We start from the raw sequence: 24,856 nt of genomic DNA, 5'->3' as shown, positions 1-24,856 counted from the left end.
CAGGTCCGCACTTGAAGCGCACATATAGACGCGGCCTCGGTGGACAAAGGGTTAACCAGACCTTTCCACGCGCCGCAGAGGTCGCGGCTTTCCTTTTGCCGCCCGGTGTTGCAAAGTCCGGCCGCGCCCCAAAGCGCCTTCCGCTCCTTCGAGCGAGGCCACGGACCGCGCGAAACAAGCCCGCGTCGGCTTCGACCGAATCCTCGGCCACGACGCATCATCCGATCCGCGCCCCTTCAGGGACGCGCCTGGGAACACACCTGATGGGCTGCGCAGCTCACGCCACATTCCGGCCTAAGGCCGCCCGAGACGCCGCTATCGGCGTCTTCCCGGGCGGCGCGCGCGCCCGTCCCATGCACCGGCAGCGCTCTGCGCGCCGTGGAGACTTAAATGTCCAAGACTATGTTGATCGACGCAGCCCACGCGGAAGAGACGCGTGTGGTGGTCGTCGACGGAAACCGCGTTGAAGAGTTCGATTTCGAGAGCCAGAACAGGAAGCAGCTCAGAGGGAACATCTATCTCGCCAAGGTGACGCGCGTTGAGCCGTCCCTGCAGGCGGCCTTCATCGAGTACGGCGGCAACCGCCACGGCTTCCTGGCCTTCAACGAAATCCACCCCGACTACTACCAGATCCCGGTCGCCGACCGCGAAGCCCTGCTGCGCGAAGAGGCCGAGGAAGAGGAAGAGCACCACGAGACCCGCGGTCGCCGCGGGCGCGGCTCGCGAGGCGGCGACGACGTCGAAGCCGGCTCCGAGGACGAGGACGATGACGACAACGGCGCATCGGCCTCCGAGGACGACGACGACGTCATGGAGGAGGAGCTTGCCCGCCGCCGCCGTCGGCTGATGCGCAAGTACAAGATCCAGGAGGTGATCCGCCGCCGGCAGATCATGCTGGTCCAGGTCGTCAAGGAAGAGCGCGGCAACAAGGGGGCGGCGCTCACGACCTACCTGTCGCTGGCCGGCCGCTACGGCGTCCTGATGCCGAACACCGCCCGAGGCGGCGGCATCAGCCGCAAGATCACCACCGCCACCGACCGCAAGCGCCTGAAGACCATCGTCCAGAGCCTGGACGTGCCGCAGGGCATGGGGCTGATCGTGCGCACGGCGGGCGCCAAGCGCACCAAGGCCGAGCTGAAGCGGGACTACGACTACCTGCTGAGGCTCTGGGAGAATATCCGCGAGACTACCCTGCACTCGATCGCGCCTGCGCTGATCTACGAGGAAGAGGACCTCGTGAAGCGGGCGATCCGCGACCTGTACGACAAGGACATCGACGACGTATTCGTCGAGGGCGAGGCGAGCTTCAAGGAAGCGCGCGAGTTCATGCGCATGCTGATGCCCAGCCAGGCGAAGAAGGTGCAGCTCTACCGCGAGCCGACCCCGTTGTTCGTCAAGCACCGGGTCGAGGACCACCTCTCGCAGATCTACTCGCCGGTCGTTCCGCTCCGTTCGGGCGGGTACCTGGTGATCAACCAGACCGAGGCCTTGGTCGCCGTCGACGTGAACTCCGGCCGCTCCACCCGCGAGCGGAACATCGAGGCCACGGCGCTGAAGACCAACATGGAGGCGGCCGAGGAAGCCGCCCGCCAGCTGCGCCTGCGCGACCTGGCTGGCCTGATCGTCATCGACTTCATCGACATGGACGAGCCCAAGAACAACCGGGCCGTCGAGAAGAAGCTGAAGGACTGCCTGAAGGACGACCGCGCCCGCGTGCAGATGGGCAAGATCAGCGCCTTCGGCCTGATGGAGATCTCCCGCCAGCGCCGCCGCACCGGCGTGCTGGAGGGCACCACCCACGTCTGCGAGCACTGCGCCGGCACCGGCCGCGTCCGCTCGGTGGAATCCAGCGCGCTGGCCGCGCTACGAGCCCTGGAGATCGAGGCCTTGAAGGGCGGCGGGGAAGCCACCCTCACCGTGCCTCGCGCCGTCGGCCTCTACATCCTCAACGAGAAGCGCGCCCATCTCGCCCGCCTGCACCAGAGCTTCGGGCTCTTCGTGACGGTGGTGATCGACGACACCATGGCCCACGCCGACCACCAGATCGAGCGCACGGCCAGCGAGACGCGCGCCGAGCACGCCGCCCCTGTCGCCCAGGCGCTGGTCCAGCCATACGAGCCCTCCGCTGAAGAAGCCTTCGACGACGAGGCCTTCGACGACGAAGAGGAGGAGGACGACGAAGAGGAAGACGAGGCGGACGAGACCGAGGCCCAGCCGCAGCAGCAGCGCCGCGACGAGGGCGACCGCGAGGACGCCGAAGGCCGTCGCGGCCGTCGCCGCCGGCGCCGGGGCCGCCGCGGAGACGAGCCCCGCGAAGCCGGCGAGGCGCGCGAGCCGCGCTCCGATCAGCGCGAGCCGCGGCCTCCTCAGGAATCCCGTCCGGCCGACGACGAGGAAGGCGGCCACGGCCGCCGCCGCCGTCGCGGCCGTCGCGGCGGCCGCCGCATGCGCGACGACGCCCGTCCGCAGGACGCCTTCGCCTGGACGCGCCCGTGGGTGCCCTACGGCGACGATCCCTTCGTCTGGTACGACCCGGCCGAGGACCTGAAGGGGGCCCAGGATGCGGCCCCCGCCGGCGCTCCGACCCCGGCCAACGACGAACGGCGCGCCGCGCCGATCACCGCTGAAGCCGCCGCGCCCACGCCCGCGCCTCCGCCCACCGTCGCCGCGGCGTCGTCCGGCGACGAGGATATATGGGTCGAGCTGCCGGCCGCCGAGGAGAAGCCGAAGCGCGCCCGCCGGCCGCGTGGCCGTGGCCGCGACAAGGCCGAGGCCACGGTCGCCGAGGCTGCGCCCGCCGTCGAAGCGGTCGCCGAGGGTCCGCTGGCCGAAGCTCCCGTCGTGGCCGACACCCCCGTCGAGGAGCCTGCGCCGCAGCCCGCGCCCGAGCCCGTCGTCCAGGCTGCGCCGCAGCCCGAGCCCGAGCCGGTCGCCCTGGCCCCTGTTGCCGCGAACGCCGAGCCGGACGCGCCGCGCACGCCGTCGCGCCGGCCGGTGAGCACCGGTCCCGCGCCGGAAGAGATTACCGCCCCACCGCCTGCGCCTCGCAAAGGCTGGTGGCGCCGGGGTTGAGGCGCTAGGTTCTAGGTGGGCAGGGGGAGCGTGTTGGAAGGTTTGCGCATGGTCTCCCCTGCCCGCCTGGTGTCCCGGATTGCGATGGCGGCGACGCTCGCCGCCAGCCTGGTGCTGCCGGCCGCGCCAGCCAGGGCGCAGGAAGGCATGTCCCTGATCCGCGACACCGAGATCGAGGAGATCCTGCTGAAGGACTCCGAGCCGATCCTGCGTGCGGCCGGCATCGAGCCCAAGAACGTCCAGATCATCCTGGTCGGCTCGAAGGAGCTGAACGCCTTCGCCGGTCCCGGCGTGATGGGCGTCAACACCGGCCTGATCCTGGAAAGCAAGAACCCCAACGAGCTGCAGGGCGTCATCGGCCACGAAGTCGGTCACCTGGCGGCGGGCCACAGCGCCCGCTCCGGCGACCTGCAGCGCGCCGGCATGAAGCCCTTCCTGCTGACCATGGGCCTGGGGGTGCTGGCCGCCCTTGCCGGGGCGCCGGACGCCGCGGCGGGCCTGGTGGGCAGCGCCGGCTATTTCGGCACCCTGGGCGCGCTCGGCTACAGCCGTGAGCAGGAGGGCCGCGCCGACCAGGCCGGCGCCACCCTGCTCGAGAAGGCGGGCCTCTCCGGCAGGGGGCTCGCCGAGTTCTTCGACAACTTCCGGTATCAGGAGGTGTTCAACGAGAGCCGGCGGTTCGCCTACTTCCGCACCCACCCGCTCTCCTCGGACCGCATCGAGTCCCTGCGCCGCAAGGTCGAGACCATGTCCCACTACGACAAGGTGGACAGCCCGGAGGCCATGGCCGAGCACGCCATCATGAAGGCCAAGCTGGACGGGTTCATCAATCCGCAGGTCGCCATCGTGAAGTACGCGGAGACCGACAAGTCCTATCCCGCCCGCTACGCCCGCGCGATCGCCTACTACCAGCTCAAGGAGCCGGAGAAGGCGCTGAAGATGGTCGACGCCCTGATCGCCGAGCAGCCGAACAACCCCTACCTGTGGGAGCTGAAGGGACAGATCCTCTTCGAGTTCGGCCGCGCCGCCGAGGCCGAGGCGCCGCAGCGCAAGTCCGTGGAGCTGAAGCCCGAGGCGCCGCTGCTGCGCGTCAACCTGGGCCAGACCCTGATCGCCATCGACGACAAGGCGAAGATCGACGAGGGCATCGCCGAGCTGAAGAAGGCGCTCACCCAGGAGGAGGACAACGCCACCGCCTGGCGCCTCCTGGCCGAGGCCTACGACAAGCGCGGCGACGACGGCCTCGCCCGCCTCGCCACCGCCGAATACAACTTCAACATCGGCGACAAGCGTCAGGCGCGGATCTTCGCCATGCGGGCCCGCGAGATGCTCCCGAAGGACACGCCCGGATTCCGCCGGGCGACCGACATCGTGCTCGCCTCGCAGCCCAGCAAGGACGACCTGAAGGAACTTGCCGGCGAAGGGTCCATCTCGCGCGGCCAGGTCCGCCGCTAGCCCCAGGCCGCGCAAGCGCCTATCTGCCGACCATGAAACCCATGCCCCACCTCCTGATGGCGCTCGCCGCCCTTTCGCTGACCGCCTGCGACAAGCCGGGCGACGCCGCCTTCGGCCAGAAGGTGCGCGCCTATCTGCTCGAGAACCCAGAGGTGCTCGAGGAAGTGGCGACTAAGCTGCAGGAGAAGCGCCAGGTGGCCGCCCGCGAAGCGTCGACCGAGGCGCTGCGCAAATACCGCGCCCAGCTGGAGCGCGATCCCCGCGACCTGGTGATCAACCCGCAGGGCAAGGTCACGGTCGTCGAGTTCTACGACTACCGCTGCGGCTACTGCAAAACCGCGGCGCCCGAGATCGTGAAGCTCATCCAGGAGAACCCGGACGTCCGGTTCGTCTTCAAGGAGATGCCGATCTTCGGCAGCGTCTCCGACACCGCCGCCAAGGTCGCCCTGACCCCAGCCGGCAAGCAGAAGGGCCTCGAGCTCTACAGCCGCTGGATGGCCGAGCGGGCGCTGGACGAGGCCGGCATCGACCGGCACCTGCGCGCCCTGGGCCTCGATCCGGCGCAGGTGCGAAAGGCTGCCGCCGACCCTGCGATCGAGCGGCATATCGCCGACGTCCGCCAGCTCGCCAGCGCCTTGCAGATCGAGGGCACGCCCGCATTCGTGGTCGGCGAGACCCTGATCCCCGGCGCCGACTTGAACGCCCTGCGCGCGGCGATCACCGTCGCCAAGGCCGGCGACCTGAAGCGGCCGCCGGCGCAGACCGAGAGCTAGATCAGCCCCGACAGCGGCGAGGACGGGTCGGCGTACATCCGCTTCGGCATACGGCCGGCCGAGTAGGCCTCACGGCCGGCGATGACCGCGTGCTTCATGGCGCGCGCCATCCGGATCGGGTCGCGGGCCTCGGCGATCGCGGTGTTCATCAGGACCGCATCGCAACCCAGCTCCATGGCCAGCGACGCGTCGGAAGCCGTGCCCACTCCGGCGTCGACCAGCACGGGCACGGTGGCCTGCTCGATGATGAGGCCGAGGTTCAGGACATTCTGGATGCCGCGGCCAGAGCCGATCGGCGCCCCCAGCGGCATGATCGCCGCCGCGCCCGCGTGCTCCAGCTTCTTGGCGTACACCGGGTCGTCGGAGCAATAGACCATCACCTGGAAGCCCTCCGAGACCAGCATCTTCAGGGCCCGCAAAGTCTCTTCCATGTCGGGGAGCAGGTGCTTGGTGTTGGAGAGCACCTCCAGCTTCACAAGGTCCCAGCCGCCGGCCTCGCGGGCCAAGCGGAGGAGGCGCACCGCCTCCTCGCCCGTGTAGCAGCCGGCGGTGTTGGGCAGGAAGGTGAAGCGGTCCGGCTTCACGTGGTCCACCAGCATCGGCTGGCTGGGGTCGGACAGGTTCACCCGCCGCAAGGCCACGGTGACGATCTCGGCCCCGGCCGCCTCGGCCGCCGCGGCGTTCTGGGCGTAGTCCTTGTACTTGCCGGTGCCGACGATGAGGCGCGAGCGGAAGGTGCGTCCGGCGACGGACCAGGTGTCCTCGGCCACTTGGGTTCCGTCCATCTCAGCCGCCTCCAATGAAGTGCACGATTTCGATGCGGTCGCCGTCGGCAAGCGCGGTCTCCGCATAGGCCGACCTTGGCACGATCTCCAGGTTGCGCTCCACCGCCACCTTGCGGGCGTCTAGGCCGAGCTGAGCCACCAGGCCGGCGATGTCGCGGACCCCGCCGACCGCTCTGGGCTCGCCATTGAGGATCAGGTTCATGGCCCCTGCTTGTGACCCCCGCCGCCGGCCGTTACAAGACGCCGGATTCGACGGCAGGGCCGAATTCGGCGTCGTTCAGACCTGATCGTTGAGCCCACAAGGGCCGCAAGGCCCTTCGAGTGCGAAAACGGAGCAAGGATCATCCATGGCTAGCAGTCCCAAGGCTCCCGCCGATCTGTTCGACGCCCGCCTGGTGCGCAAACTGGCCGACATCCTCACCGACACCGGCCTCTCCGAGATCGAGGTGGAGCAGGGCTCGCTGAAGATCCGCGTCGCCAAGACGCTGGGCGCCGCACCCGTCATGCACGTGGCGGCCCCGGCCCCTGCCGCCCCGGCGCAGGCCCCGGCGGCCGCGCCTGCCGCGGCGGCCCCTGCGGAGGCGGCTCCGGCCCAGCGGGCGAAGGGCGACACCGTCAATTCCCCGATGGTCGGCACCGTCTACATGCAGCCGCAGCCGGAGGCGCCGCCCTTCATCAAGGTGGGCGACACGGTCACGGCCGGCCAGACTCTGATGATCGTCGAGGCCATGAAGACCATGAACCCGATCCCCGCGCCCAAGGCCGGCAAGGTCGTGGAGATCCTGGTGGAGGATGGCCAGCCCGTGGAGTTCGGCGAACCGCTCGCGGTCATTGAGTAGTCGCCATGTTCGAAAAGATCCTGATCGCCAACCGAGGCGAGATCGCGCTCCGCGTCCATCGGGCCTGCAAGGAGATGGGCATCTCCACCGTCGCCGTGCACTCCGAGGCCGACAGCGGGGCCATGTGGGTGCGGCTTGCCGACGAGAGCGTCTGCATCGGCCCGGCGCCGGCCGCCAAGAGCTACCTGAACATCCCCTCGATCATCGCCGCGGCGGAGATCACCGGAGCTCAGGGAATCCATCCAGGCTACGGATTCCTATCGGAAAACGCCCGCTTCGCCGAGATCGTGAACGCCCACGGCTTCACCTTCATCGGGCCGAAGCCGGAGCACATCCGGATGATGGGCGACAAGATCACCGCCAAGCAGGCGGTGAAGGACGCCGGAATCCCGGTGGTCCCCGGCTCCGACGGCGCCGTCACCACCGAGGAGGAGGCCTTCGCCGCGGCCAAGGAGATCGGCTTCCCGGTGCTGATCAAGGCCGCCGCCGGCGGCGGCGGACGCGGCATGAAGGTGGCCCAGACGCAGGAGGACCTCGCCGAGGCGGTCGGCACCGCCCGCTCCGAGGCCAAGGCGGCGTTCGGCGACGACGCCGTCTACATGGAGCGCTACCTGCAGACCCCGCGGCACATCGAGCTGCAGGTGATCGCCGACAGCTTCGGCAACGTCTGCCACCTGGGCGAGCGCGACTGCTCCCTGCAGCGCCGCCACCAGAAAGTGCTGGAGGAGGCCCCCTCCCCGGTGATCGACGCCAAGGCCCGGGCCGCCATCGGCAAGGTGGTGGTCGATGCCGTGAAGGCGATCGGCTACCTCGGCGTCGGCACCATCGAGTTCCTGTACGAGAACGGCGAGTTCTTCTTCATCGAGATGAATACCCGCCTGCAGGTGGAGCACCCGGTCACCGAGGCGATCACCGGCATCGACCTGGTGCGCGAGCAGATCCGCATCGCCGCCGGCGAGCCCCTGTCGTTCCGGCAGGAAGACGTGGTCTTCGAAGGCCACGCCATCGAGTGCCGGATCAACGCAGAGAACCCCAAGACCTTCGTTCCGTCGCCAGGCCTGGTCACCGACTTCCATGCCCCCGGGGGGCTGGGCGTGCGGCTCGATTCCGCGCTCTACGCCGGCTATTCGATCCCGCCCTACTACGACAGCCTGGTGGGCAAGCTGATCGTCCATGGCCGCGACCGGGAGGAGTGCATCGCCCGCCTCTGCCGCTGCCTCAACGAGGTGGTGGTGGGCGGCATCGACACCAACATCCCGCTCTTCCAGGAGCTGATGACCCAGCCGGACATCATCCGCGGCGACTACAACATCCACTGGCTGGAAAACTGGATGAAGAGCCAGGCGGCCGCCCAGGCCGCCTGATAGGTTGAAGCCCATGCAGGGCTTCTCGGCCAAGGACCTCCTCGCCTGCTACGCGCGCGGCGTCTTTCCCATGGCGGACGCGCGCGAGGACCGGCAGGTCTTCCTCATCGATCCGGAGCGGCGCGGCGTGATCCCGCTCGAGCGGTTCCACGTCTCGCGCCGGCTGGCCCGGACCGTGCGGGGCGATCCTTTCGAAGTCCGCACCGACACGGCCTTCAGCCGGGTCGTGAGCGAGTGCGCAGCGTCGGGGCCCGGGCGGACGGAGACCTGGATCAACTATCCCATCGAGCGGCTTTACGGACGGCTGCACGAGATGGGCTGCGCCCACAGCGTGGAGTGCTGGCAGGACGGCCGCCTGGTCGGCGGACTCTATGGCGTGGCGCTGAAGGGGGCCTTCTTCGGCGAGAGCATGTTCTCGCGCACACGGGAGGCCTCGAAGGTCGCCCTGGTCCACCTGGTGGCGCGCCTGATCGCCGGCGGCTTCACCCTGCTGGACGCCCAGTTCATGACCGAGCACCTGCGGCAGTTCGGGGCCGAGGAGATCAGCCGCGCCGAGTACCACCGCAGGCTGAAGCGGGCTTTGGCCGTAGGGGCCGACTTCTACGCCTTGGGCTCAGGCGCGGCAGGCGCCGGCTCCGCGGCCGGCGGGACCGCCTTGGGCGGCGGCGTGGCGACTGGCGGCGCGGCCTTGGGGGCCGGCGCTGCGGCGACAGAGGGGGCAGCCTTGGCCGGGGGCGCCTTGGCGGGCGGAGCCGCCTTAGGCGCTGGCGCGGCGGGCACGGTGCGGGCGACGACGGGCGTCACGGGCGCAGAGGCCCTGCAGTTGATCAGCCAGGCGTCGTAGACCGGATGCTCCATCGGGTGGAGGCCCGGTGAGGCGGCGTACATCCATCCCTTGAAAGCCTGGCGCGCGGCCGGCGTGGAGCGGCCCGGCTGGGGCCGCGGCTGGCTCTCGATGGTCAGGTAGGCGATGGCGTCCTCCACCGCCTCCTCCGGCGTCGAGCGCTCGCAGGCGCGGACGGTGAAGACCAGGTTCTTGTAGCGCACCGGCCGGCCGACGGCGGCCTCGAAGCGGAGGCTCTCGGCGGTGACCTTGTCCAGCGCCTGCAGGATGGCGACGTCGTAGCGCGCCCGGCGCAGCGGCGCCTCGGGCGGCTTGGCGGCCTCTTCCTTAGGAGGGGCCGGCGCCACCTCCTTCTCGGTCAGCGGCGGCGCCACGATGGGGGCCGGGGGCGGCACGTTGATCGGCGGCGCCTCCTCGGCGACCGGGGCGGTCGGCCCGGGCGCGGGCTCGTCCGGCGGCGCCAGGGGCGGCGCAGGCTGGGCCGAGACCAGGCCGGACAAGGCCGCGGCGCCGAGGGCCGAGACCCAGGCGCTACGCTTCAGCCAACGGACAGACGCGACTCGCATGGACGGATTATTCCGGCTTCCACGCCTCGTAGTCGCCTGTGGCCCTCTGCCGCTCCCCGCCACGGGCCAGCGAGCCCTTCGGTCGGTAGGCGTAGATGGTGCCCGACAGGTTCGGGTTGTGGTCCTTCTCCCAGGACCTGCGCAGCAGGGGCTGGGTGGTCGGCGGCTCGTCGAAGGTATGGTGCAGCCAGCCGTGCCACTCGGCAGGCACCTTGGAGGCGTCCGCGTAGCCCTTGAAGATCACCCAGCGGCGCTTGCGGCCGTCGTAGCTGTCGCGGACGTCCTTGGCCTCGTAGTAGCGGTTCCCGAAGTCGTCCTGGCCGACGAAGACGCCGCGCTTCTTGATGGTCCAGTCGATGCCGAAGGTGGAGCCGTTCCACCAGGTGAAGATCTTCTTCAGGAACAACACGAAACCGGCCTCGGGTGCGCAGGGGGAGGAGAAGGGCGGGCGGACTATAGGCGGGCGCCTCCACACCGTCCAGCGGCGGCCCACAGGCAAGATGTTGGGGATGAACCCATCTGCGACCGCAACATCTATTGCCCCTCGCGCGAGACGCCGCCTACCCTCCGACCGACGGGGAGTCGGCGGATGGATGACGGGGCGGCGCAGGACGGAATCGAGGACCGGATCCTCGAGCTGGCGGGCGAGCTCGCCGCGGTCCGTGCGCCAGCCGCCTGGACCGATGCGCGGTCCGAAGCCTGGCTCGACTGGGCGCAGGGGGAGGCCGACGTGACCCAAGCCATCGTGAGCTACGCCGAGGCGCTGGCCCTGCAGGCTCAGGCCAAGGGCCTCCTGAAGGACGCCCGCGCCCGCAGCCGCTTTCGCGACGACCTGACCGAGGGCCTGCTCCGTGGCGCCGTCGCCATCGGCGCGCCCCCCGCGGCGGCTCCGCCCCACGTGATCTCCGATTCCGCGCCGCAGTTCGCGGCAACCCTGTCCGCCCACGTGGCCGCCCACCGGGGCCGGGCCGCCGCCCGGGCCGCCGCAGGCCGGCTCGCCGCGCGGCTGCAGTCGGTGATGGACGCGGTGCTGCGCTGCGAAGGCGACGCGGAGGCCTGCGCCGACCCGGCGAGGAACGCCAGCCTGGCCCGAGCCGCGGAAGCCGCGCGCGCCGCGGGCGCCGACGACGCCGCCATCCTGGAAGCCATCGCCCTGGCCCGCGCCGGGGAGGTCGCCTGGACGGCCGACCCGCCCGCAGACCACGACGCGGGGCTCGCCCTCGTCGTGGCCGCCACACCCGAGGCGCTCAGGGGGGAGGCCGGCCGCGCCGTCGCCCTGGCTTCCTGGACCACCGGGTCGGTCGCGTCGGCGCCGGACGCCGCAAGCGCGCAAGCCGCCGCCCAGGCCGCCAGCGCCCTGCACGGCGGCGTCAACCTGATGGCCTTCTGGTCCGACGACGCCTTCGACATCGCGGCCTTCGAGGCCGCCGTCCGGCTGCTGGCCAAGGCCCTGGCCGCCGCCACCGACGGCCCTGCCCGCTTGGGCTTGGCCGGCCTCGGGGAGTGGCTCGTCGCCCACGGCCTCGACTATGCAAGCCCCGAGGGGCGCGAGACGGCCCGCGAGCTCTATTTGGCGGCCGGCAAGGCGCTGGAGACCTCCGGCGCCCCCCTGGCCGTGACCCTCGGCGCCTTCGCGGACCCCGAGCTGTCGCTGCGCCTGGGCGGTGGAAGCCTGGCCGCGGCGCCCTGGAGCGGCCCGGTGGTGGGGGCCGAGACCTCCGACGGCGAGATGGTGCGCACCCTGGCCGGCGCCGCCGTGCGCAGCCTGGCCGTGATGGGGATCGACCTGGGCGAGGCGCGGGCCTGGCTGCTGGGGGCGGGGCAGCTCGCCGGCGCGCCTGCGATCGACCGCAAGGCCCTGGCCGCGCGCGGCTTCACCGACCATGAGATCGGCGCGGCCGAAGCCGCCCTGCCCTTCGTGGTCCGGCTGCCGGACGCCTTCGCGCCTTCGGTGATCGGCGGGGGCTTCGTGCGCGACGTCCTGGGCGCCTCGGCGGCCCAGATGGCCGATCCTACGCTGGACGTGCTGGCGCTCGCGGGCTTCACCGCCGACGAGGTCGCCGCCGCCTCGGCCCACGCGCTCGGCCGTCGGACACTGGTCGACGGCCCCCTGCTCACGCCCGCGCAGGCGGAGGTTTTCCGCTCGGCCGACGAGCTGGGAGAGGCCGCTTGCCGGGAGATGCTGACGGCGCTCGGGCCGGCGCTGGGCGCGCTGCCGCTTACCGAGGTCCTCCTGCCATGGGACGCCACGCTGGACGAGGTGCAGGCGGCCCTGCTCGCGCCGACCCCGGTGCGCGTCCGCCGCAGCCCGCCAACGGCCGACCTCTCGCTGCACATCCCCGCGATGCCGGAAGCCCGCCCGGTCCGGGAGGAGGCGGCGCCCCAGGAGCGGATCGTCGAGCGGGTGGTCGAGCGCGAGCGCACCCGCCGCAAGCTGCCCGACCGGCGCAAGGGTTATATCCAGAAGGCCGCGGTGGGCGGCCATAAGGTCTACCTGCACACCGGCGAGTACGACGACGGCGAGCTTGGCGAGATCTTCATCGACATGCACAAGGAGGGTGCCGCCTTCCGCTCGCTGATGAACAACTTCGCCATCGCGATCTCCATCGGCCTGCAGTACGGCGTGCCGCTGGACGAATTCGTGGACGCCTTCGTCTTCACCCGCTTCGAGCCGGCCGGACCGGTGACCGGCAACGACACGGTGAAGTCGGCTACTTCGATCCTCGACTACATCTTCCGGGAGCTGGGCGTCTCGTACCTCGGCCGCAACGACTTGGCCAACACCGACGAGCACGAGCTCAACGCGGACGGCCTGGGCCGCGGCAAGGCGGAGGTCGGGGCGACCGACGAGCCGCAACCGGCCTCCCGGTTCATCTCCCGGGGCTTCTCGCGAGGGGCGACGCCGGACAACCTGGTCTTCCTTCCCGTGGCCAACCGCCTGGAGGCCGCGGACGTCTGCGCCGCCTGCGGAGACATCGCCGTGGTGCGCAAGGGCGCGGCCCTGATCTGCGAAACCTGCGGGGCGCGGGCGGCGCGATCGGGCGAGGAACAGGGGGGCTAAGCCCTTAAGAATTACCGCGAATTAAGTGGCGGAGTGGGGCCCGAGCGCGCACATGGGATACCAGTCGCTCAAGGATAGCCCTGGCTTATGGTTTCTCTGACCCGTCTCGCCCTCGGTCTGGCCGCCGTCGTGGCGCTGGCCCCGTCCGCGGCGCTCGCCTTCGGCGACAAGGAGGTCTCGAGGAGCACCAAGTTCGGCGGCTCCTGCCAGAAGTGCGAGCTTTCCGGCCGCAAGCTGTCCAACGCGCAGTTCCTGGGCGCCAACTTCCAGGAAGCGGCCCTGGTGGGCACCGACCTGCGCGGCGCCCGCTTCCAGGGCTCCAATTTCAGCCGCGCCGACCTCTCCCGCGCCGACCTCTCGGACGCCAACATGGTGGGAGCCAACTTCTCCGGCGCAAACCTCAGCCACGCCCGTCTGCGCTCGGTGGAGATGCAGGGGATCGTGTTCGCGGGGGCCAATCTCACCCGGGCGGACCTCTCCGACGGCGAGGCCGCGGGCGGCAACTTCTCCCGGGCCGAGATGCCGAGCGCCACCCTCCGCTCCATGGAAATGCAGGGCGGGATGTTCCAGGACGCCAACCTGGTGAAGGCCGACCTCAGCGACAGCGAGGCGCAGGCGGCGAACTTCTCCCGCGCCCGTCTCACGGGGGCCCGCTTCCGGTCCGCCGAGCTGCAGCACGCCAGCTTCGCCCGCGCCCAGGCCTCGGGCGCGGACTTCCAGGACTCGGAGCTGACGGCGGCGAACCTCTCCGGCGGCCATTTCGACAAGGCGTCATTCCGGTCGGCGGAGCTGAACTACGCCAATCTCTCCGGCGGCTCCTTCGTGGGCGCGGACTTCCGCGACGCCGACCTGCGCCGGGCCTCCATCGAGGGGGTCGACCTCTCCCACGCCCGCGGCCTCACCCAGGACCAGCTGGACGAGGCCTGCGGCGACAGCCGCACCCGCGCGCCGGTGGGGATGGTGGTTCGCGCCTGCAGCCACGGCGTGCGCCTGATCATGCGCCGCGAACGCGCCGTGCCGGCGATCAAGGCCGTGCCGGCCATGCCGGCCGTGCCTCCGGTCCCTGCCGTGCCGGCGCTGCCCGCGCCGCGCTACCTGGTCGCCGCAGGCGACAACGACTAGGCCTTGATCGGCGGCGCCAGGCGGATGTGCAGCTCCTTGAGCTGCTTGTCGCTCACCTCGGACGGCGCGTTCATCATCAGGTCCTGCCCCTGCTGGTTCAGCGGGAAGGCGATGACCTCGCGGATGGCGTTCTGGCCGGCCAGCAGCATGACGATGCGATCGATCCCCGGCGCCAGGCCGCCGTGCGGCGGGGCGCCGTGCCGGAAGGCGTTCAGCATGCCGCCGAACTGCTCCTCCACGACCTCGGGCCCGTACCCGGCGATCTCGAAGGCCCGCAGCATGATCTCCGGGCGGTGGTTCCGGATCGCGCCGGAGCACAGCTCGTGGCCGTTGCAGACGATGTCGTACTGGTAGGCGAGGATATCCAAGGGATCCTTGGTGTTCAGCGCCTCCAGCTCGCCCTGCGGCATCGAGAACGGGTTGTGCGAGAAATCGACGTGGTTGGACTCCTCGTTCATCTCGAACATCGGGAAGTCGACGATCCAGACGAACTCGAAGCGGTCCTCGTCGACCAGCTTCAGGTCGGTCCCCACCTTGGTCCGCGCTGCGCCGGCGAACTTGTAGAAGGCCTTCGGGTCGCCGGCGACGAAGAAGGCGGCGTCGCCCTGTCCCAGGCCCAGCGCGCCCATCAGCCCATCGGTCTTCTCGGCGCCAAGGTTCTTGGCGATCGGGCCGCCCCAGCCGCCCTGGTCTTCGCTCCAGAAGATGTAGCCCAGGCCCGGCTGGCCCTCGCCCTGCGCCCACGAGTTCATTCGGTCGCAGAACGCCCGTGAACCGCCCTTCGGCCCGGGGATCGCCCAGACGGCGTTCTTCTTCTCCTCCAGGATGCGGGCGAAGAGGCCGAAGCCGCCGCCGCGGAAGTGCTCCGAGACGTCCTGCATCTGAATCGGATTGCGCAGGTCCGGCTTGTCGGAGCCGTACTTGGAGATCGCCTCCCGGTACGGGATCCGCGGGAAGGGATAGGGCGTCACCGGCTTGCCCTCGCCGAACTCGGTGAACACCCCGTGCATCACCGGCTCGATGGCGGCGAAGACGTCTTCCTGCGTGACGAAGGCCATCTCCACGTCGAGCTGGTAGAACTCGAGGGAACGGTCGGCGCGCAGGTCCTCGTCACGGAAGCACGGCGCGATCTGGAAGTAGCGGTCGAAGCCGGAGACCATCAGCAGCTGCTTGAACTGCTGGGGCGCCTGCGGCAGCGCGTAGAACTTGCTCGGGTGCAGGCGCGAGGGGACCAGGAAGTCCCGCGCGCCTTCCGGAGACGAGGCCGTCAGGATCGGCGTCTGGAACTCCAGGAAGTTCTGCTCGATCATGCGCCGGCGGATCGACTGGATCACGTTGGAGCGCAGCACGATGTTCCTGTGCAGGGTCTCACGCCGCAGGTCCAGGTGGCGGTTCTTCAGCCGGATGTCCTCGGGGTAGTCGGGCTCGCCGAAAACCGGCAGCGGCAGCTCGCCGGCCTCGGACAGGACGGCGACGTCCTTCACCCGCACCTCCACCTCACCGGTGGGCAGGTTGGGGTTCACCGTCTCCGGCGTGCGGGCGATCACCTCGCCGTCGACGCGGATCACGCTCTCCGCGCGCAGGTGCTCGACCGTGGCGAACCCGGGCGTGCCCGGGTGCAGGACCAGCTGGGTCAGGCCGTAGTGGTCGCGCAGGTCGACGAAGATCAGGCCGCCGTGGTCGCGCTTCCTGTGGATCCAGCCGGACAGGCGAACGGTCTGGCCTTCATCGGCGGCGCGGAGCGCGCCGCAGGTGTGGGTGCGGTAGGCGTGCATTTCTCAGCGAAAACGGGGTGATTTACGAGGCGCGGAAGGGCGCACGCGGCCTCTTGAATGTCAAGGCGTCGAGCCGGTCGCCCCCGTGGCGAGCCGATAGGGCTCCATAACGTCAGGAAGGCCGATGAACTGGACCCGGTCGGCCAGCGAAGGCACCCAGAACCCCGCGCACATGCCGCTCGCAAAGTCGAATGGCGACCAGGCGCCGCCGCCGAAAACCAGGGAGCCGCCGCCCCGCCCATTGCGCTGCAAAGTGACCTTGGCCGGTAGCCGCTCTGTCAGCAGACGTTCCGACCAAGCGCGGCGGAGCACGAGCGCCCGGTGGCCGGTAAGCGCGTAGATCGTACGGCTCCTGATCCAGGCGTCGGCGAAGAACCGCCCCACCATGACCGCGAAGCCGAAGAGGAAGAACGCCGCGCCGAAGACCAGCATGAATGGATCGGCGCCCATACGGACGACGCTCCACTCCCAGAAGCCAGCGAAGCCCAGCCACATCATGCTGAACGGTATGAGGAAGAGGTCGGCCGGCCGCAGGCTGATGCCCCGCGCCGGCCGCTCAGTCCATAGGATCCGCTCGCCAGAGCCCAGGTAGGGCTGGAACTCGGCGGCGATCTTCTGGTCGACCAACTTACTTCTCCGGGTGGACCAGCGCCTGGTAGGTGAGCGTGCGAGCCATGGAGCCCAGGTCGTCGCCGCCGGTGCCGCCCATCCGCTGGATCATGCCCACGAAGATCAGGTCGTTGGTGGGATCGACCCAGAACCAGGTGCCGGCCGCGCCGCCCCAGCTCATGGACCCCTTGCCCTCGAGCGTGCCGGCCGCGCGCGGGTCGTTCACCACCATGAAGTCGAGCCCGAAGCCCACCGCCTCGTTGAAGCGCGCGGCGGTGGTGCCGTTCGAGCTCACCAGAACGTTCTTCGGGATCACATTGGTGCCCATCAGCTCCACCGAGGCCGGCGACAGGATGCGCACGCCGTCGAGCTCGCCGCCATTGGCCAGCATCTGGGCGAAGCGGGCGTAGTCCATGGTGGTGGAGACCAGGCCGCCGCCGCCGGATTCCAGGCGCGGGGGCGTCAGGTACGTGGGCATGTCCCGCCCGAACAGCGCCTTGGCTTCCTCGATCTTCCCGGTGTCGCGGTTCCCGACATAGACGGCGGCCAGGCGGCTGGCCTTAGCCGGCGGCACGTAGAACGCCGTGTCGCTCATCTTCAGCGGCCGGAAGATGCGCTGCTCGAAGAACTGGCCGAGGGTCTGACCCGTGATCTTCTCGACGATGTAGCCCTGAATATCGACCACCGACGAGTACCGCCACGACGTGCCCGGCTGATAGATCAGCGGGATGTCGACGTGCCGGTTGATCATGTCCTTGAGTCCGTTGGCGCCCAGGACTTCTTTCTCGCGGAAGAGCTTGTCCACCGGGTGCTCGTCCTGCAGTCCATAGCCGAAGCCGGCGGTGTGGCTCATGATCTCGCGCATGGTGGGCGGACGGGCCATGTCCTCCAGCTCCATCCGGCCGTTGCCGTCGATGCGCTTGACCACCTTCAGGTTCTTGAACTCCGGCACGAACTTGGTCACCGGGTCGTCCAGCCGCCACTTGCCCTCCTCGAAGAGGATCATCATGGCCACGCCGGTGATCGGCTTGGTCATGGAGTAGATGCGGAAGATGGTGTCCTTGGACATCGGCTCGCCGGTGGCCAGGCTCTTGTTGCCGTAGGTGTTGTACGAGACGATCTTGCCGTGGCGGGCCAGCAGGGTGGTCATGCCGGCCACGCGGCCGTCGGCGACCACCTTGGCCATGTAGGCGTCCAGCTTCTTCAGCCGCTGCGAATCGAAGCCCACCGCCTCCGGGCTCGACGCCATCGACAGGCCGGCTGGCGCCGCGGCGCTGGCCGGCCTCTTGGCGGCCTGCGCGTAGCTCGTGGAGACCGGCGCAAGGGCCAGCGAGACGGCCGACAGGACCGCCATTAAGTGGGCGCAACGAAGCATGGTTCTGGAATTCCCCCGGAGGCTTTTGGTTATTGCCGATCACCTTCGGGCGCCGCGGCGAGAGCGGTCAAGCACGGCAAGGTTTCAGCGCCGCAACGCGCCCGCGACAGAAGCGGGCGATAAGCTGCGCCGCCGGCTTGCGTGGACAGAGCGTCAACCCGCATGCTGGCGCGCAGGGGGAAACGACAACATGCCATCCATCCGCAGCCTAGCGCTCGCCGCCTTCGCGTGCCTGGTCACCGCCGGCTCTGCCGCGGCCCAGGGTGCGCCTTCCGGCCAAGCCATCTACGAGGCGCGCTGCAAGGGCTGCCACGAGCCCGCCGTCGAGCGGGCGCCGAGCCGCGCCGACCTTGCGCAGCGTCCGAAGGCGGACGTGGAGCGCGCGCTCACGGTCGGCATCATGCGGCCCATGGCCCAAGGCCTGTCCGCCGCCGAGATCCAGGCGGTGTCGGCCTACGTCGGTCGCCCGGAGGCGCCTGCGGCCCAGGCCGCTGCGCCGCCGCGCCGCGCCGGCGGCGACGTCGAGATGCCGCAGGTGGCGATCAAGACCGGCCAGGTGGGCACCCTGCCCCGCTGCACCGCCGGCAACCCGCCGATCCGCGCCACCGCGGGGGACTGGGCCAGCACCGGGATCGACGATCCCTCCAGCCGCTTCCAGCGTCGTCCCGGCCTCTCGCCGGCAGACGTGCCGAGGCTGAAGGTGAGGTGGGCCTTCTCCATGACCGGCGGGGGCCAGCCGGTGGTCGTCGGCGACTGGCTGTGGGTCACCAACCGCTCCGGCCATTTCTACGCGCTGGATGCGAAGAGCGGCTGCGTGCGCTGGGTGGTGGACGACCTCGTGGCCCGCACCACCCCCATGATCATCCGGTCGTCCATATCTCCGAGCGGCTGGGCCACCTTCGTGGGCCAGAGCGACCGCATCGTCCGCGCCTTCGACGCCCAGACCGGAAAGGAGATCTGGCGCTCGCCCAGGCTCGAGGACCACACGGCCTCGGTGCTGACCGGCTCGCCGGTGGTCGCCGGCGACAAGCTGCTGGTGCCGATTTCCTCCATCGAGGAGGCCGCGGCCATGGCCAAGAGCTACGCCTGCTGCACCTTCCGCGGCTCGCTCGCCGCGCTGGACCTGAAGACCGGCAAGCTGCTCTGGAAGACCCACACCGTCCACGAGCGGCGTCGCAAGATCCGCGAGAAGGACAACGGCCTCGAGGTCTCCGGCCCAGCCGGCGCGGCCATCTGGGCGGCCCCGTCCGTCGACCGCAAGCGCGGCCTCGCCTACGTGGTCACCGGCGACAGCTACACCGACGTCGACACCAAGGGCTCGGATGCCGTGATGGCGATGGAGATCGCCACGGGCAAGATCCGCTGGGAACGGCAGGTCACCGAGAAGGACAACTTCATCATGGGCTGCGGGCCGAACTCGCAGTCCGGCAACTGCCCCACGCCCATGGGCCCGGACTACGACTTCGGCGCCACGCCGGTGCTGTTCAACCTGAAGGGCGGCAAGCAGGTGCTGGTGGCCGGCCAGAAGTCCGGCGTCGTCTATGGACTCGACCCCGATACGGGGAAGGTCCTCTGGCAGACCCAGGTGGGCAACGGCTCGGCGCTGGGCGGCGTCGAATGGGGCATCGGCATGGACGACGAGCGCGTCTACGTGCCGATCTCCGACCTCGGCCTGCTGTTCGGCGAGATGCGCGGCCAGCAGATGGCCACCACCCGCCAACCCGCCAAGCCCGGCCTTTACGCGCTTGACCCAGCGACCGGGAAGATCCTCTGGGCCACCCCCGCGCCCAAGGCGCCCTGCGTCTACGCCTCCGACAAGGGCAAGCCCAGCGCCTGCGCCCGGGCCCAGTCCGCGGCGCCGGCGATCATGCCTGGCGTGGTGTTCGAAGGCGCCCTCGACGGGTGGTTCCGGGCCTACGACGCCAAGACCGGCAAGATCGTCTGGGAGCACTCCACGACCGCCCAGACCTACGACACCGTCAACGGCATCAAGGGCCAGCCCGGCGGCGGGATCGACGGCATGGGCCCGACCATAGCCAATGGCATGGTCTACCTGATGAGCGGCAACAACGGCGCCGCGCGCGTAGGCTCCAACGGCGTCAACGTCCTGCTCGCCTACTCCGTCGACGGGAAGTAGACGCTACCGCCCGGAGAACACCGGCTCGCGTTTTTCCACGAAGGCGCGGGCGGCTTCCTTGTGGTCGTCCGTCTGGCCGCAGTGGACGTGGTGGGTGGCCTCCAGGTCCAGGCAGTCGTCCACCTCGCCGGCCATGGCGCGGTTCAGGTTCTCCTTCATGTAGCGGTAGGCGATGGTTGGGCCGCGGGCGAGCCGCTGGGCGACCTCGCGGGCCTTGGCCTGCAGCTCGTCGGGCTCGACGACCCAGTTGACGATGCCCAGCCGCAGGGCCTCCTCCGCCGAGATGCGCTCGGAGAGGTAGTAGAGCTCCCGCGCCTTGGCCGAGCCCACCAGCTGGGTCAGGAAGTAGGTCCCGCCGTAGTCGCCGGAGAAGCCGACGCGGGCGAAGGCGGTGGTGAGGATTGCGGTCTTGGCCATCACCCGCAGGTCGCAGGCCAGCGCCAGGGCGAGCCCCGCGCCGGCCGCCGCGCCCGGCAGGGCGGCGATGGTGGGCTTCGGCATCTTGAAGAGCTTGCCGGCGGTGGCGCGCTGGTTGACCCGCTGGCGGTGGATGGCCTCGTCGAGGGTCTCCGGCCGGCCCTCTCCGGAGTTGCGGGCGTTCATGCCCTTCACGTCGCCGCCGGCGCAGAACCCGTGCCCTGCCCCGGTGAGCACCACGACCCTCACGTCCGGGTCGAGCTCGGCCCAGGCGAGGCGTTCGGCGAGCGCCGCGGTCATCTCGCCGCTCATGGCGTTGCGCGCCTCCGGCCGGTTCAGCGTGAGCGTGAGCACACCCCCGTCGAGGTCCGCCAGCAGGTCCTTCGTGCCGGTGTCGATCTGCGCCATCGTCCCCTCCTCTGTCCGACGCCCGTGATAGGCCCTAAGCTTCGCCCCAACCAGCTTGGGGAGGCGAACAATGAGGCTGCGACAGATCGCGCTGGTGGCCAAGGACCTGCAGAAGGCCCGCGCCGACATCGCCGAGGTGCTGGGCCTGGGCCCCGACTATCCGGACCCGGGCGTGGGCCACTTCGGTCTCGAGAACGCCGTCTGGCCGATCGGCGACACCTTCCTGGAGGTGGTCTCGCCCAAGCAGGACGGGACCACGGCGGGGCGGCTGCTTGAGAAGCGCGGCGGCGACGGCGGCTACATGGCCATCTTCCAGGTGGACGATATCGGCGTGGCGCGCCAGCGGCTGGCCGACAATGGCGTGCGCACCGTCTGGAACACAGACCGCGAGGGGGTCTGGGCCACCCACCTGCACCCGAAGGACATCGGCGGCGCCATCGTCTCCATCGACCAGATGGAGCCCCCGGCAAAGTGGGAATGGGGTGGGCCGGACTGGCAGGCGAACGTACGCAACGACGTCGCGCTGGAGATCGTCGGCTGCGAGATCCAGGCGGCCGATCCGGAGGCGATGCGCCGGCGCTGGACGCAGGTGCTGGGGCTGGAGGGCGTCGACGTGCGGTTCGTGGAGGCCCGCGACGGGCGGGGCGACGGGCTGTCGGCGTTCGACGTGCGGGTCCGCGGTCCAGACGAGGTGCGGCAGCGGGCGCAGGCGCGCGGGCTCCTCCAGGACGGCGAGGTCGTGCTGTGCGGGACGCGGGTCAGGCTGGTGAGCTGACCAGGGCCTCGATGGCCGCCACGGCTTCGGCAAGGTCCGAGTAGACCAGGCGGCGGCAGTCGGCGGCGGCGAGCTGGGCGGCGAAGGCTTCGAGCGCGTCGGCGCTCAGGCGGTGGTCGGCGGCGAAGGCGCTGGCCAGGAGCTCAGTCAGCACCGCCATCGGCGGCACGGGCTCCAGCACGGGCCGCGCGCCCGCGCGGCGATCGAGGAGCAGGACCCAGCCCAGGCTGTCCACATCGCCGGCTTCGAAGCCGGCGGTGGGGACGTAGCGGACCTGCTGCCCGTCGCCACGCAGGTGGACCGGCAGGTCGCGGACGACGGGGACGTAGGGCGCGGCGAGGTCCCAGGCGCCGGATTTGGACGCGGGGCTGAAGGGCACGCCTTCCAGGCGGCCGGCGTCGACGCGGACGATGTCGTCGGAGCCGTAGCCGAAGCCGCGGGCGGCGAGCGCCAGGGTGAGCGTGGTCTTGCCGGCGCCGGGGTGGCCGGAGACCAGCAGGCCGCGCCGCTCGTGGGCGAGGAGGCCGGCGTGGATCAGGAAGGCGCCGCCTCCGACCGCGCGGGTGAGCTCGTCGGTGAGGACCGCCTTCAGCTCGGAGACGATGCGGTTGGGCGGGAACAGGCCCCGGGGCGCGTCGCCCACCAGCAGGAACCAGCCGAGGGGGTGCTCGACGGCGGTGAGCTGCAGCGGCGCCTCGGCGGCCGGGGCGGCGAACTGTGCGAAGGCGCTGAGGTCGAGATGGCCGTGGATGGCGATGCGGCAGGCGAGGCCGGCGATGCTGAGGTGGTGCTCGGAGGTCGGTGCGCCCGTGACGAGGTCAGCGGGGACGAGGAAGCCGGCGGCGAGCCAGGGCTGGAGACAGGCGTCGACGTACTCGGCGCCTTGCGGGCCGAGGTCGGCGGCGATGTCCTCGGCGGCCACGCCGGCGGCGAGGGCCTGCCAGATGGCGTCGGCGGTGGGGTTGAGGCCGTAGAGCTGCTGGGCGCGCTCGCTGAACAGGGCTGCGGCGGCCCCGAGCTCGATGCGGCGCACCGCCGGCGAGACGGCGAAGCGGCCGAGCGCCGTCGGCGCGGCCGTCTCAGCGAGCAGGGCGGACATCGCGGCCGTAGACGTCGGGGTGGAAGACGACGCCGCCCTTGCCCGGCGCGGCGGTCAGGTAGGTGATGTAGACCGGCACGGCCTGGCCGAGCTCGACACGGTGGTTGGAGCCCACCTTGGCGGGGTCGGGGCGGTCCTTGCCGAGCAGCCAGGCCACCAGGTCGCCCGCGCGCTCCAGGCGCACGCAGCCGGCGCTCATCAGGCGCTGGCCGCCGCCCGGGCCGAAGGCCCACCGGTCCGGCGTGTCGTGCAGGTAGATGCCCAGCTCGTTGGGCAGCATGAACTTCACCTGGCCCATCATGTTGTCGCCGCCGGGCTTCTGGCGGACGGGCAGCTCCACGGCGCCGCCGGCCACGGCAGGCCAGTCGACGGCGGCGGGGTCGAGCGGCACGGCGTCGTCGCCCCAGTCGGAGAGGACCTGGAAGTTGCGGTTGGCCACGTAGCCGGGGCCCTGGCGCATCACCGCGGGCGCGATGCTCTCCTTCACCATCTCCACCGGGATCTCCCAGTATGGGTTGAAGACCAGGTAGCGCATCAGGCCGGCCATCATGGGCGTGGCGTCCTCGCGCGTGCCGACGATGACGCGCATGGACTGCTTGGCCTTGCCGTCCTCGTAGACGGTGAGCTCGCGGGCGGCGGGGTTGACCAGGATGAAGCGGCTGGACGTGGGCGGGGGCAGGACGCGGGCGCGCTGCAGGTTCAGCTGGATGAGCGCGGCGTCGGGGCCACGGTAGCGGTCGTAGGCCGCGCGCAGGTCGCGGTAGACCGGGTTCGGGACCGCGACGTTGGCGAGGTAGCGGTTCAGCTCGCGGACGGAGGCGGCCTGCTCGAGGGTCTCCAACGCGCCGGGGCGGGTCGGCAGGTCTGGGTCGACGAAGGCCATCTCGGGGCCGGGGCGCAGGCTGTCGACGGCGTCGACGAGGGCCAGCGACAGGGCGACCTCGGCGCGGGCGAGGTCCTCCGGGCGGCCGGAGCGGGCGGCGGCCATGGCCTGCGCGACACGGGCGCGGGCGGCGGGGGTGACCTCGGCCGGCAGGGCGTCGGCGGTGATCTTGGCCATCTGCAGGGCCTCGGGGCGCAGCTCGCCGCGGGTCCAGAACGGCGGCAGGCCGGCGGAGCGGACCCAGAACGGGCGCATCTCGCGGGCCTGGTAGAACTCGACGACGTCGGCCGACGCGTGGGCGCGGGCGAGCTCGTCGTCGACGGTGAGCGCCACGGCGCGCACCGGGGCCGCGGCGCCCAGGCGCACGAGCACAACGAGGAAGGCCACGAGCAGCACCGCGCCGAGCGCGAGCGCGGCGCGGCGGAGAGCCGGATGGCGCGGGGCGGCGTGTCGGCGCCTGCGGTGTGACTTCGCCCCCCTGCCCGGCCCAGCGGCCAGGCTGAGCGTCAACCGCGTTCCCCGGCCTTACGGATGGCGACGTCGCGCGGCGTGCCCGACGCGCCGGCGGCGGCCACGGGCGGAGCCCTGCGGGTCGGGGCGGCGGCGACGGCGCGGGGCGCGTAGCCGGGCGTGGGCGCTGCGGCCACCGGGGCGGCGCTGCCGCCGGACGAGGCGAGCGGGGTCTCGACGGCGGCCGGCGCCGCGGTCCCGACCGGGGCGGCCGCCGCGATCGGCGCAGGCCCACCGCGGTTGGTCGCCGCCGCGGCCACGGGGATGCCGAGGAAGGCCAGCAGCGGGTTGATGTCGTTGTCGCTGTCGCCGCCCGGGGTCACCACGGCCACGTCGCCGGAGGCGGCGATGGCGGAGGAGGCCATGCTGGTCGAGAGCAGCATGACCATGGCGGGGGGGACGATGGCGGCGGTCGTGCCGAGGAACTTGCGGCGGTCGGCGTCGACGGCCTCGGTTTCGGCGGCGGGCAGCTTGGGCGTGTCGGTCATAGGACGAACCTTGGCCGCGGACCTCCCTGCTGCCCTGTCCGGACCGCGGCCGTTCCAGACAGGCGTGACTATCAGCGGGAGCTATAACCACGACCGTGGGCCCAGGTTCCGGCCGCGGTTACAAAGGTTTGCGCCTGTTACGCTTCGGCGGCGCCGTGGAGGCGGCGAAGCCGCTCTGAAATGACCACGGACCACACGGAAAACACGGACGGGCCCGGCCGGCCGGGAGGCCGGGGGCTTTGGACGTGTTCGTGGGTTCGCGGACGGATGAGGGCGCCGGGGCGCGCGCCTTGCTACCTCCCCCACCGCGGAAGCGGTGGCGGGAGGGGGACCGCGCGCCGAAGAGCGCGTGGTGGAGGGGGGCAGGCCGCGCCTACGAGCTGTCCGGGGGTTCGGCAGCGGTCGCGCCGTCGGCGGTGGCGAGCGCCGCGTGGTCGCCTGCCCCCTCCACCGGTCGCTCTTCGGCGACCGGTCCCCCTCCCGCCGATGCTGCCGCATC

The 24,856-nt window shown here is 70.9% G+C and carries 20 protein-coding genes and 1 pseudogene; 10 read left to right on the top strand and 11 right to left on the bottom strand.

The window, feature by feature from the left end; all coding sequences use genetic code 11:
- The first annotated feature begins 390 nt into the window (after window positions 1-390).
- The 3 genes from VIL76_RS18460 to VIL76_RS18450 are packed head-to-tail and all read left to right on the top strand — an operon-like array spanning window position 391 to window position 5,300.
- Window positions 391-3,072: a ribonuclease E/G gene (locus VIL76_RS18460; protein ID WP_332046540.1), complete on the top strand. Its 2,682-nt coding sequence runs from the start codon at window positions 391-393 to the stop codon at window positions 3,070-3,072.
- A gap of 48 nt (window positions 3,073-3,120) precedes the next feature.
- Complete coding sequence (locus VIL76_RS18455; protein WP_332046539.1) at window positions 3,121-4,527, top strand: M48 family metalloprotease; 1,407 nt, start codon at window positions 3,121-3,123, stop codon at window positions 4,525-4,527.
- A 41-nt stretch (window positions 4,528-4,568) separates the two neighbouring features.
- Entirely contained in the window at window positions 4,569-5,300 is a 732-nt protein-coding gene (locus VIL76_RS18450) for a DsbA family protein (RefSeq protein WP_332046538.1), read from the top strand.
- Here the strand turns inward: VIL76_RS18450 and VIL76_RS18445 are convergent.
- Together VIL76_RS18445 and thiS are read right to left on the bottom strand one after the other, a co-directional pair.
- Window positions 5,297-6,085, bottom strand: a complete 789-nt coding sequence (locus VIL76_RS18445; RefSeq protein WP_332046537.1) for a thiazole synthase — start codon at window positions 6,083-6,085, stop codon at window positions 5,297-5,299. The two genes, VIL76_RS18450 and VIL76_RS18445, sit on opposite strands and share 4 nt — an antisense overlap.
- A 1-nt stretch (window position 6,086) precedes the next feature.
- Window positions 6,087-6,287 carry a sulfur carrier protein ThiS gene (thiS, locus tag VIL76_RS18440; RefSeq protein WP_332046536.1) on the bottom strand — a complete coding sequence of 67 codons (201 nt, stop codon included), beginning with the start codon at window positions 6,285-6,287 and terminating at the stop codon, window positions 6,087-6,089.
- Between the two features lie 145 nt (window positions 6,288-6,432).
- On the opposite strand from thiS, the gene accB reads away from it, so the two are divergent.
- From accB to aat, 3 genes and pseudogenes are all read left to right on the top strand, one after another.
- A complete protein-coding gene (accB, locus tag VIL76_RS18435) occupies window positions 6,433-6,924 on the top strand; it encodes an acetyl-CoA carboxylase biotin carboxyl carrier protein (RefSeq protein WP_332046535.1) in 492 nt (163 codons plus the stop codon).
- A 5-nt stretch (window positions 6,925-6,929) separates the two neighbouring features.
- On the top strand, window positions 6,930-8,288 hold the full coding sequence (gene accC, locus VIL76_RS18430) for an acetyl-CoA carboxylase biotin carboxylase subunit (RefSeq protein ID WP_332046534.1): 1,359 nt from the start codon (window positions 6,930-6,932) through the stop codon (window positions 8,286-8,288).
- 13 nt (window positions 8,289-8,301) lie between these two features.
- A pseudogene (gene aat, locus VIL76_RS18425) lies at window positions 8,302-8,916 on the top strand (leucyl/phenylalanyl-tRNA--protein transferase); the annotation flags it as partial.
- Here the strand turns inward: aat and VIL76_RS18420 are convergent.
- A complete protein-coding gene (locus VIL76_RS18420; protein WP_332046533.1) occupies window positions 8,889-9,698 on the bottom strand; it encodes a DUF2155 domain-containing protein in 810 nt (269 codons plus the stop codon). The pseudogene aat and the gene VIL76_RS18420 overlap by 28 nt on opposite strands.
- A 7-nt stretch (window positions 9,699-9,705) precedes the next feature.
- Window positions 9,706-10,107 carry an NADH:ubiquinone oxidoreductase subunit NDUFA12 gene (locus tag VIL76_RS18415; protein ID WP_332046532.1) on the bottom strand — a complete coding sequence of 134 codons (402 nt, stop codon included), beginning with the start codon at window positions 10,105-10,107 and terminating at the stop codon, window positions 9,706-9,708.
- Window positions 10,108-10,287: 180 nt separating this feature from the next.
- Between VIL76_RS18415 and VIL76_RS18410 the strand changes: the two genes are divergently transcribed.
- Both VIL76_RS18410 and VIL76_RS18405 read left to right on the top strand, forming a co-directional pair.
- Window positions 10,288-12,759, top strand: coding sequence for a ribonucleotide reductase (locus VIL76_RS18410; RefSeq protein ID WP_332046531.1), 2,472 nt, complete (start codon window positions 10,288-10,290; stop codon window positions 12,757-12,759).
- Window positions 12,760-12,846: 87 nt separating this feature from the next.
- Complete coding sequence (locus VIL76_RS18405; RefSeq protein ID WP_332046530.1) at window positions 12,847-13,881, top strand: pentapeptide repeat-containing protein; 1,035 nt, start codon at window positions 12,847-12,849, stop codon at window positions 13,879-13,881.
- On the opposite strand, the gene aspS is transcribed toward VIL76_RS18405, so the two are convergent.
- The 3 genes from aspS to VIL76_RS18390 are packed head-to-tail and all read right to left on the bottom strand — an operon-like array spanning window position 13,878 to window position 17,619.
- Window positions 13,878-15,656 carry an aspartate--tRNA ligase gene (aspS, locus tag VIL76_RS18400; RefSeq protein ID WP_332046529.1) on the bottom strand — a complete coding sequence of 593 codons (1,779 nt, stop codon included), beginning with the start codon at window positions 15,654-15,656 and terminating at the stop codon, window positions 13,878-13,880. The two genes, VIL76_RS18405 and aspS, sit on opposite strands and share 4 nt — an antisense overlap.
- Window positions 15,657-15,716: 60 nt before the next feature.
- Window positions 15,717-16,283 carry a hypothetical protein gene (locus tag VIL76_RS18395; protein ID WP_332046528.1) on the bottom strand — a complete coding sequence of 189 codons (567 nt, stop codon included), beginning with the start codon at window positions 16,281-16,283 and terminating at the stop codon, window positions 15,717-15,719.
- 1 nt (window position 16,284) lies between these two features.
- Window positions 16,285-17,619, bottom strand: a complete 1,335-nt coding sequence (locus VIL76_RS18390) for a serine hydrolase domain-containing protein (protein WP_332046527.1) — start codon at window positions 17,617-17,619, stop codon at window positions 16,285-16,287.
- A 211-nt stretch (window positions 17,620-17,830) separates the two neighbouring features.
- Between VIL76_RS18390 and VIL76_RS18385 the strand changes: the two genes are divergently transcribed.
- Window positions 17,831-19,777 (top strand): PQQ-binding-like beta-propeller repeat protein, encoded by a 1,947-nt coding sequence (locus tag VIL76_RS18385; protein WP_332046526.1) that lies wholly within the window; start codon window positions 17,831-17,833, stop codon window positions 19,775-19,777.
- Window positions 19,778-19,780: 3 nt separating this feature from the next.
- Here the strand turns inward: VIL76_RS18385 and VIL76_RS18380 are convergent, their stop codons facing one another.
- A complete protein-coding gene (locus tag VIL76_RS18380; protein WP_332046525.1) occupies window positions 19,781-20,602 on the bottom strand; it encodes an enoyl-CoA hydratase in 822 nt (273 codons plus the stop codon).
- 70 nt (window positions 20,603-20,672) lie between these two features.
- On the opposite strand from VIL76_RS18380, the gene VIL76_RS18375 reads away from it, so the two are divergent.
- A complete protein-coding gene (locus tag VIL76_RS18375) occupies window positions 20,673-21,377 on the top strand; it encodes a VOC family protein (protein WP_332046524.1) in 705 nt (234 codons plus the stop codon).
- On the opposite strand, the gene VIL76_RS18370 is transcribed toward VIL76_RS18375, so the two are convergent.
- The 3 genes from VIL76_RS18370 to VIL76_RS18360 form a co-directional block, all read right to left on the bottom strand.
- Complete coding sequence (locus VIL76_RS18370) at window positions 21,361-22,476, bottom strand: hypothetical protein (protein WP_332046523.1); 1,116 nt, start codon at window positions 22,474-22,476, stop codon at window positions 21,361-21,363. The genes VIL76_RS18375 and VIL76_RS18370 overlap by 17 nt on opposite strands.
- The gene (locus VIL76_RS18365) at window positions 22,457-23,746 is read right to left on the bottom strand and encodes a L,D-transpeptidase family protein (protein WP_332046522.1); all 1,290 of its coding nucleotides are present in this window, start codon (window positions 23,744-23,746) and stop codon (window positions 22,457-22,459) included. The genes VIL76_RS18370 and VIL76_RS18365 overlap by 20 nt, the downstream gene beginning before the upstream one ends.
- A gap of 119 nt (window positions 23,747-23,865) precedes the next feature.
- Window positions 23,866-24,357, bottom strand: a complete 492-nt coding sequence (locus VIL76_RS18360; RefSeq protein WP_332046521.1) for a hypothetical protein — start codon at window positions 24,355-24,357, stop codon at window positions 23,866-23,868.
- Window positions 24,358-24,856 lie beyond the last annotated feature (499 nt).

The sequence above is a fragment of the Phenylobacterium sp. genome (assembly GCF_036563285.1).
GTDB lineage: Bacteria > Pseudomonadota > Alphaproteobacteria > Caulobacterales > Caulobacteraceae > Phenylobacterium.
The sequence above is the reverse complement of the archived record's forward strand: the minus strand, read 5'-3'. Positions and strand labels throughout refer to the sequence as shown.

Coding starts and splice junctions, on each gene's coding strand:
- VIL76_RS18380 (WP_332046525.1), bottom strand. CDS start 20,602: ATGGCGCAGATCGACACCGGCACGAAGGACCTGCTGGCGGACCTCGAC.
- VIL76_RS18390 (WP_332046527.1), bottom strand. CDS start 17,619: ATGGCGGTCCTGTCGGCCGTCTCGCTGGCCCTTGCGCCGGTCTCCACG.
- aspS (WP_332046529.1), bottom strand. CDS start 15,656: ATGCACGCCTACCGCACCCACACCTGCGGCGCGCTCCGCGCCGCCGAT.
- VIL76_RS18420 (WP_332046533.1), bottom strand. CDS start 9,698: ATGCGAGTCGCGTCTGTCCGTTGGCTGAAGCGTAGCGCCTGGGTCTCG.
- VIL76_RS18360 (WP_332046521.1), bottom strand. CDS start 24,357: ATGACCGACACGCCCAAGCTGCCCGCCGCCGAAACCGAGGCCGTCGAC.
- VIL76_RS18385 (WP_332046526.1), top strand. CDS start 17,831: ATGCCATCCATCCGCAGCCTAGCGCTCGCCGCCTTCGCGTGCCTGGTC.
- VIL76_RS18370 (WP_332046523.1), bottom strand. CDS start 22,476: ATGTCCGCCCTGCTCGCTGAGACGGCCGCGCCGACGGCGCTCGGCCGC.
- accB (WP_332046535.1), top strand. CDS start 6,433: ATGGCTAGCAGTCCCAAGGCTCCCGCCGATCTGTTCGACGCCCGCCTG.
- VIL76_RS18410 (WP_332046531.1), top strand. CDS start 10,288: ATGGATGACGGGGCGGCGCAGGACGGAATCGAGGACCGGATCCTCGAG.
- accC (WP_332046534.1), top strand. CDS start 6,930: ATGTTCGAAAAGATCCTGATCGCCAACCGAGGCGAGATCGCGCTCCGC.
- VIL76_RS18375 (WP_332046524.1), top strand. CDS start 20,673: ATGAGGCTGCGACAGATCGCGCTGGTGGCCAAGGACCTGCAGAAGGCC.
- VIL76_RS18405 (WP_332046530.1), top strand. CDS start 12,847: ATGGTTTCTCTGACCCGTCTCGCCCTCGGTCTGGCCGCCGTCGTGGCG.
- VIL76_RS18450 (WP_332046538.1), top strand. CDS start 4,569: ATGCCCCACCTCCTGATGGCGCTCGCCGCCCTTTCGCTGACCGCCTGC.
- VIL76_RS18460 (WP_332046540.1), top strand. CDS start 391: ATGTCCAAGACTATGTTGATCGACGCAGCCCACGCGGAAGAGACGCGT.
- thiS (WP_332046536.1), bottom strand. CDS start 6,287: ATGAACCTGATCCTCAATGGCGAGCCCAGAGCGGTCGGCGGGGTCCGC.
- VIL76_RS18455 (WP_332046539.1), top strand. CDS start 3,121: ATGGTCTCCCCTGCCCGCCTGGTGTCCCGGATTGCGATGGCGGCGACG.
- VIL76_RS18445 (WP_332046537.1), bottom strand. CDS start 6,085: ATGGACGGAACCCAAGTGGCCGAGGACACCTGGTCCGTCGCCGGACGC.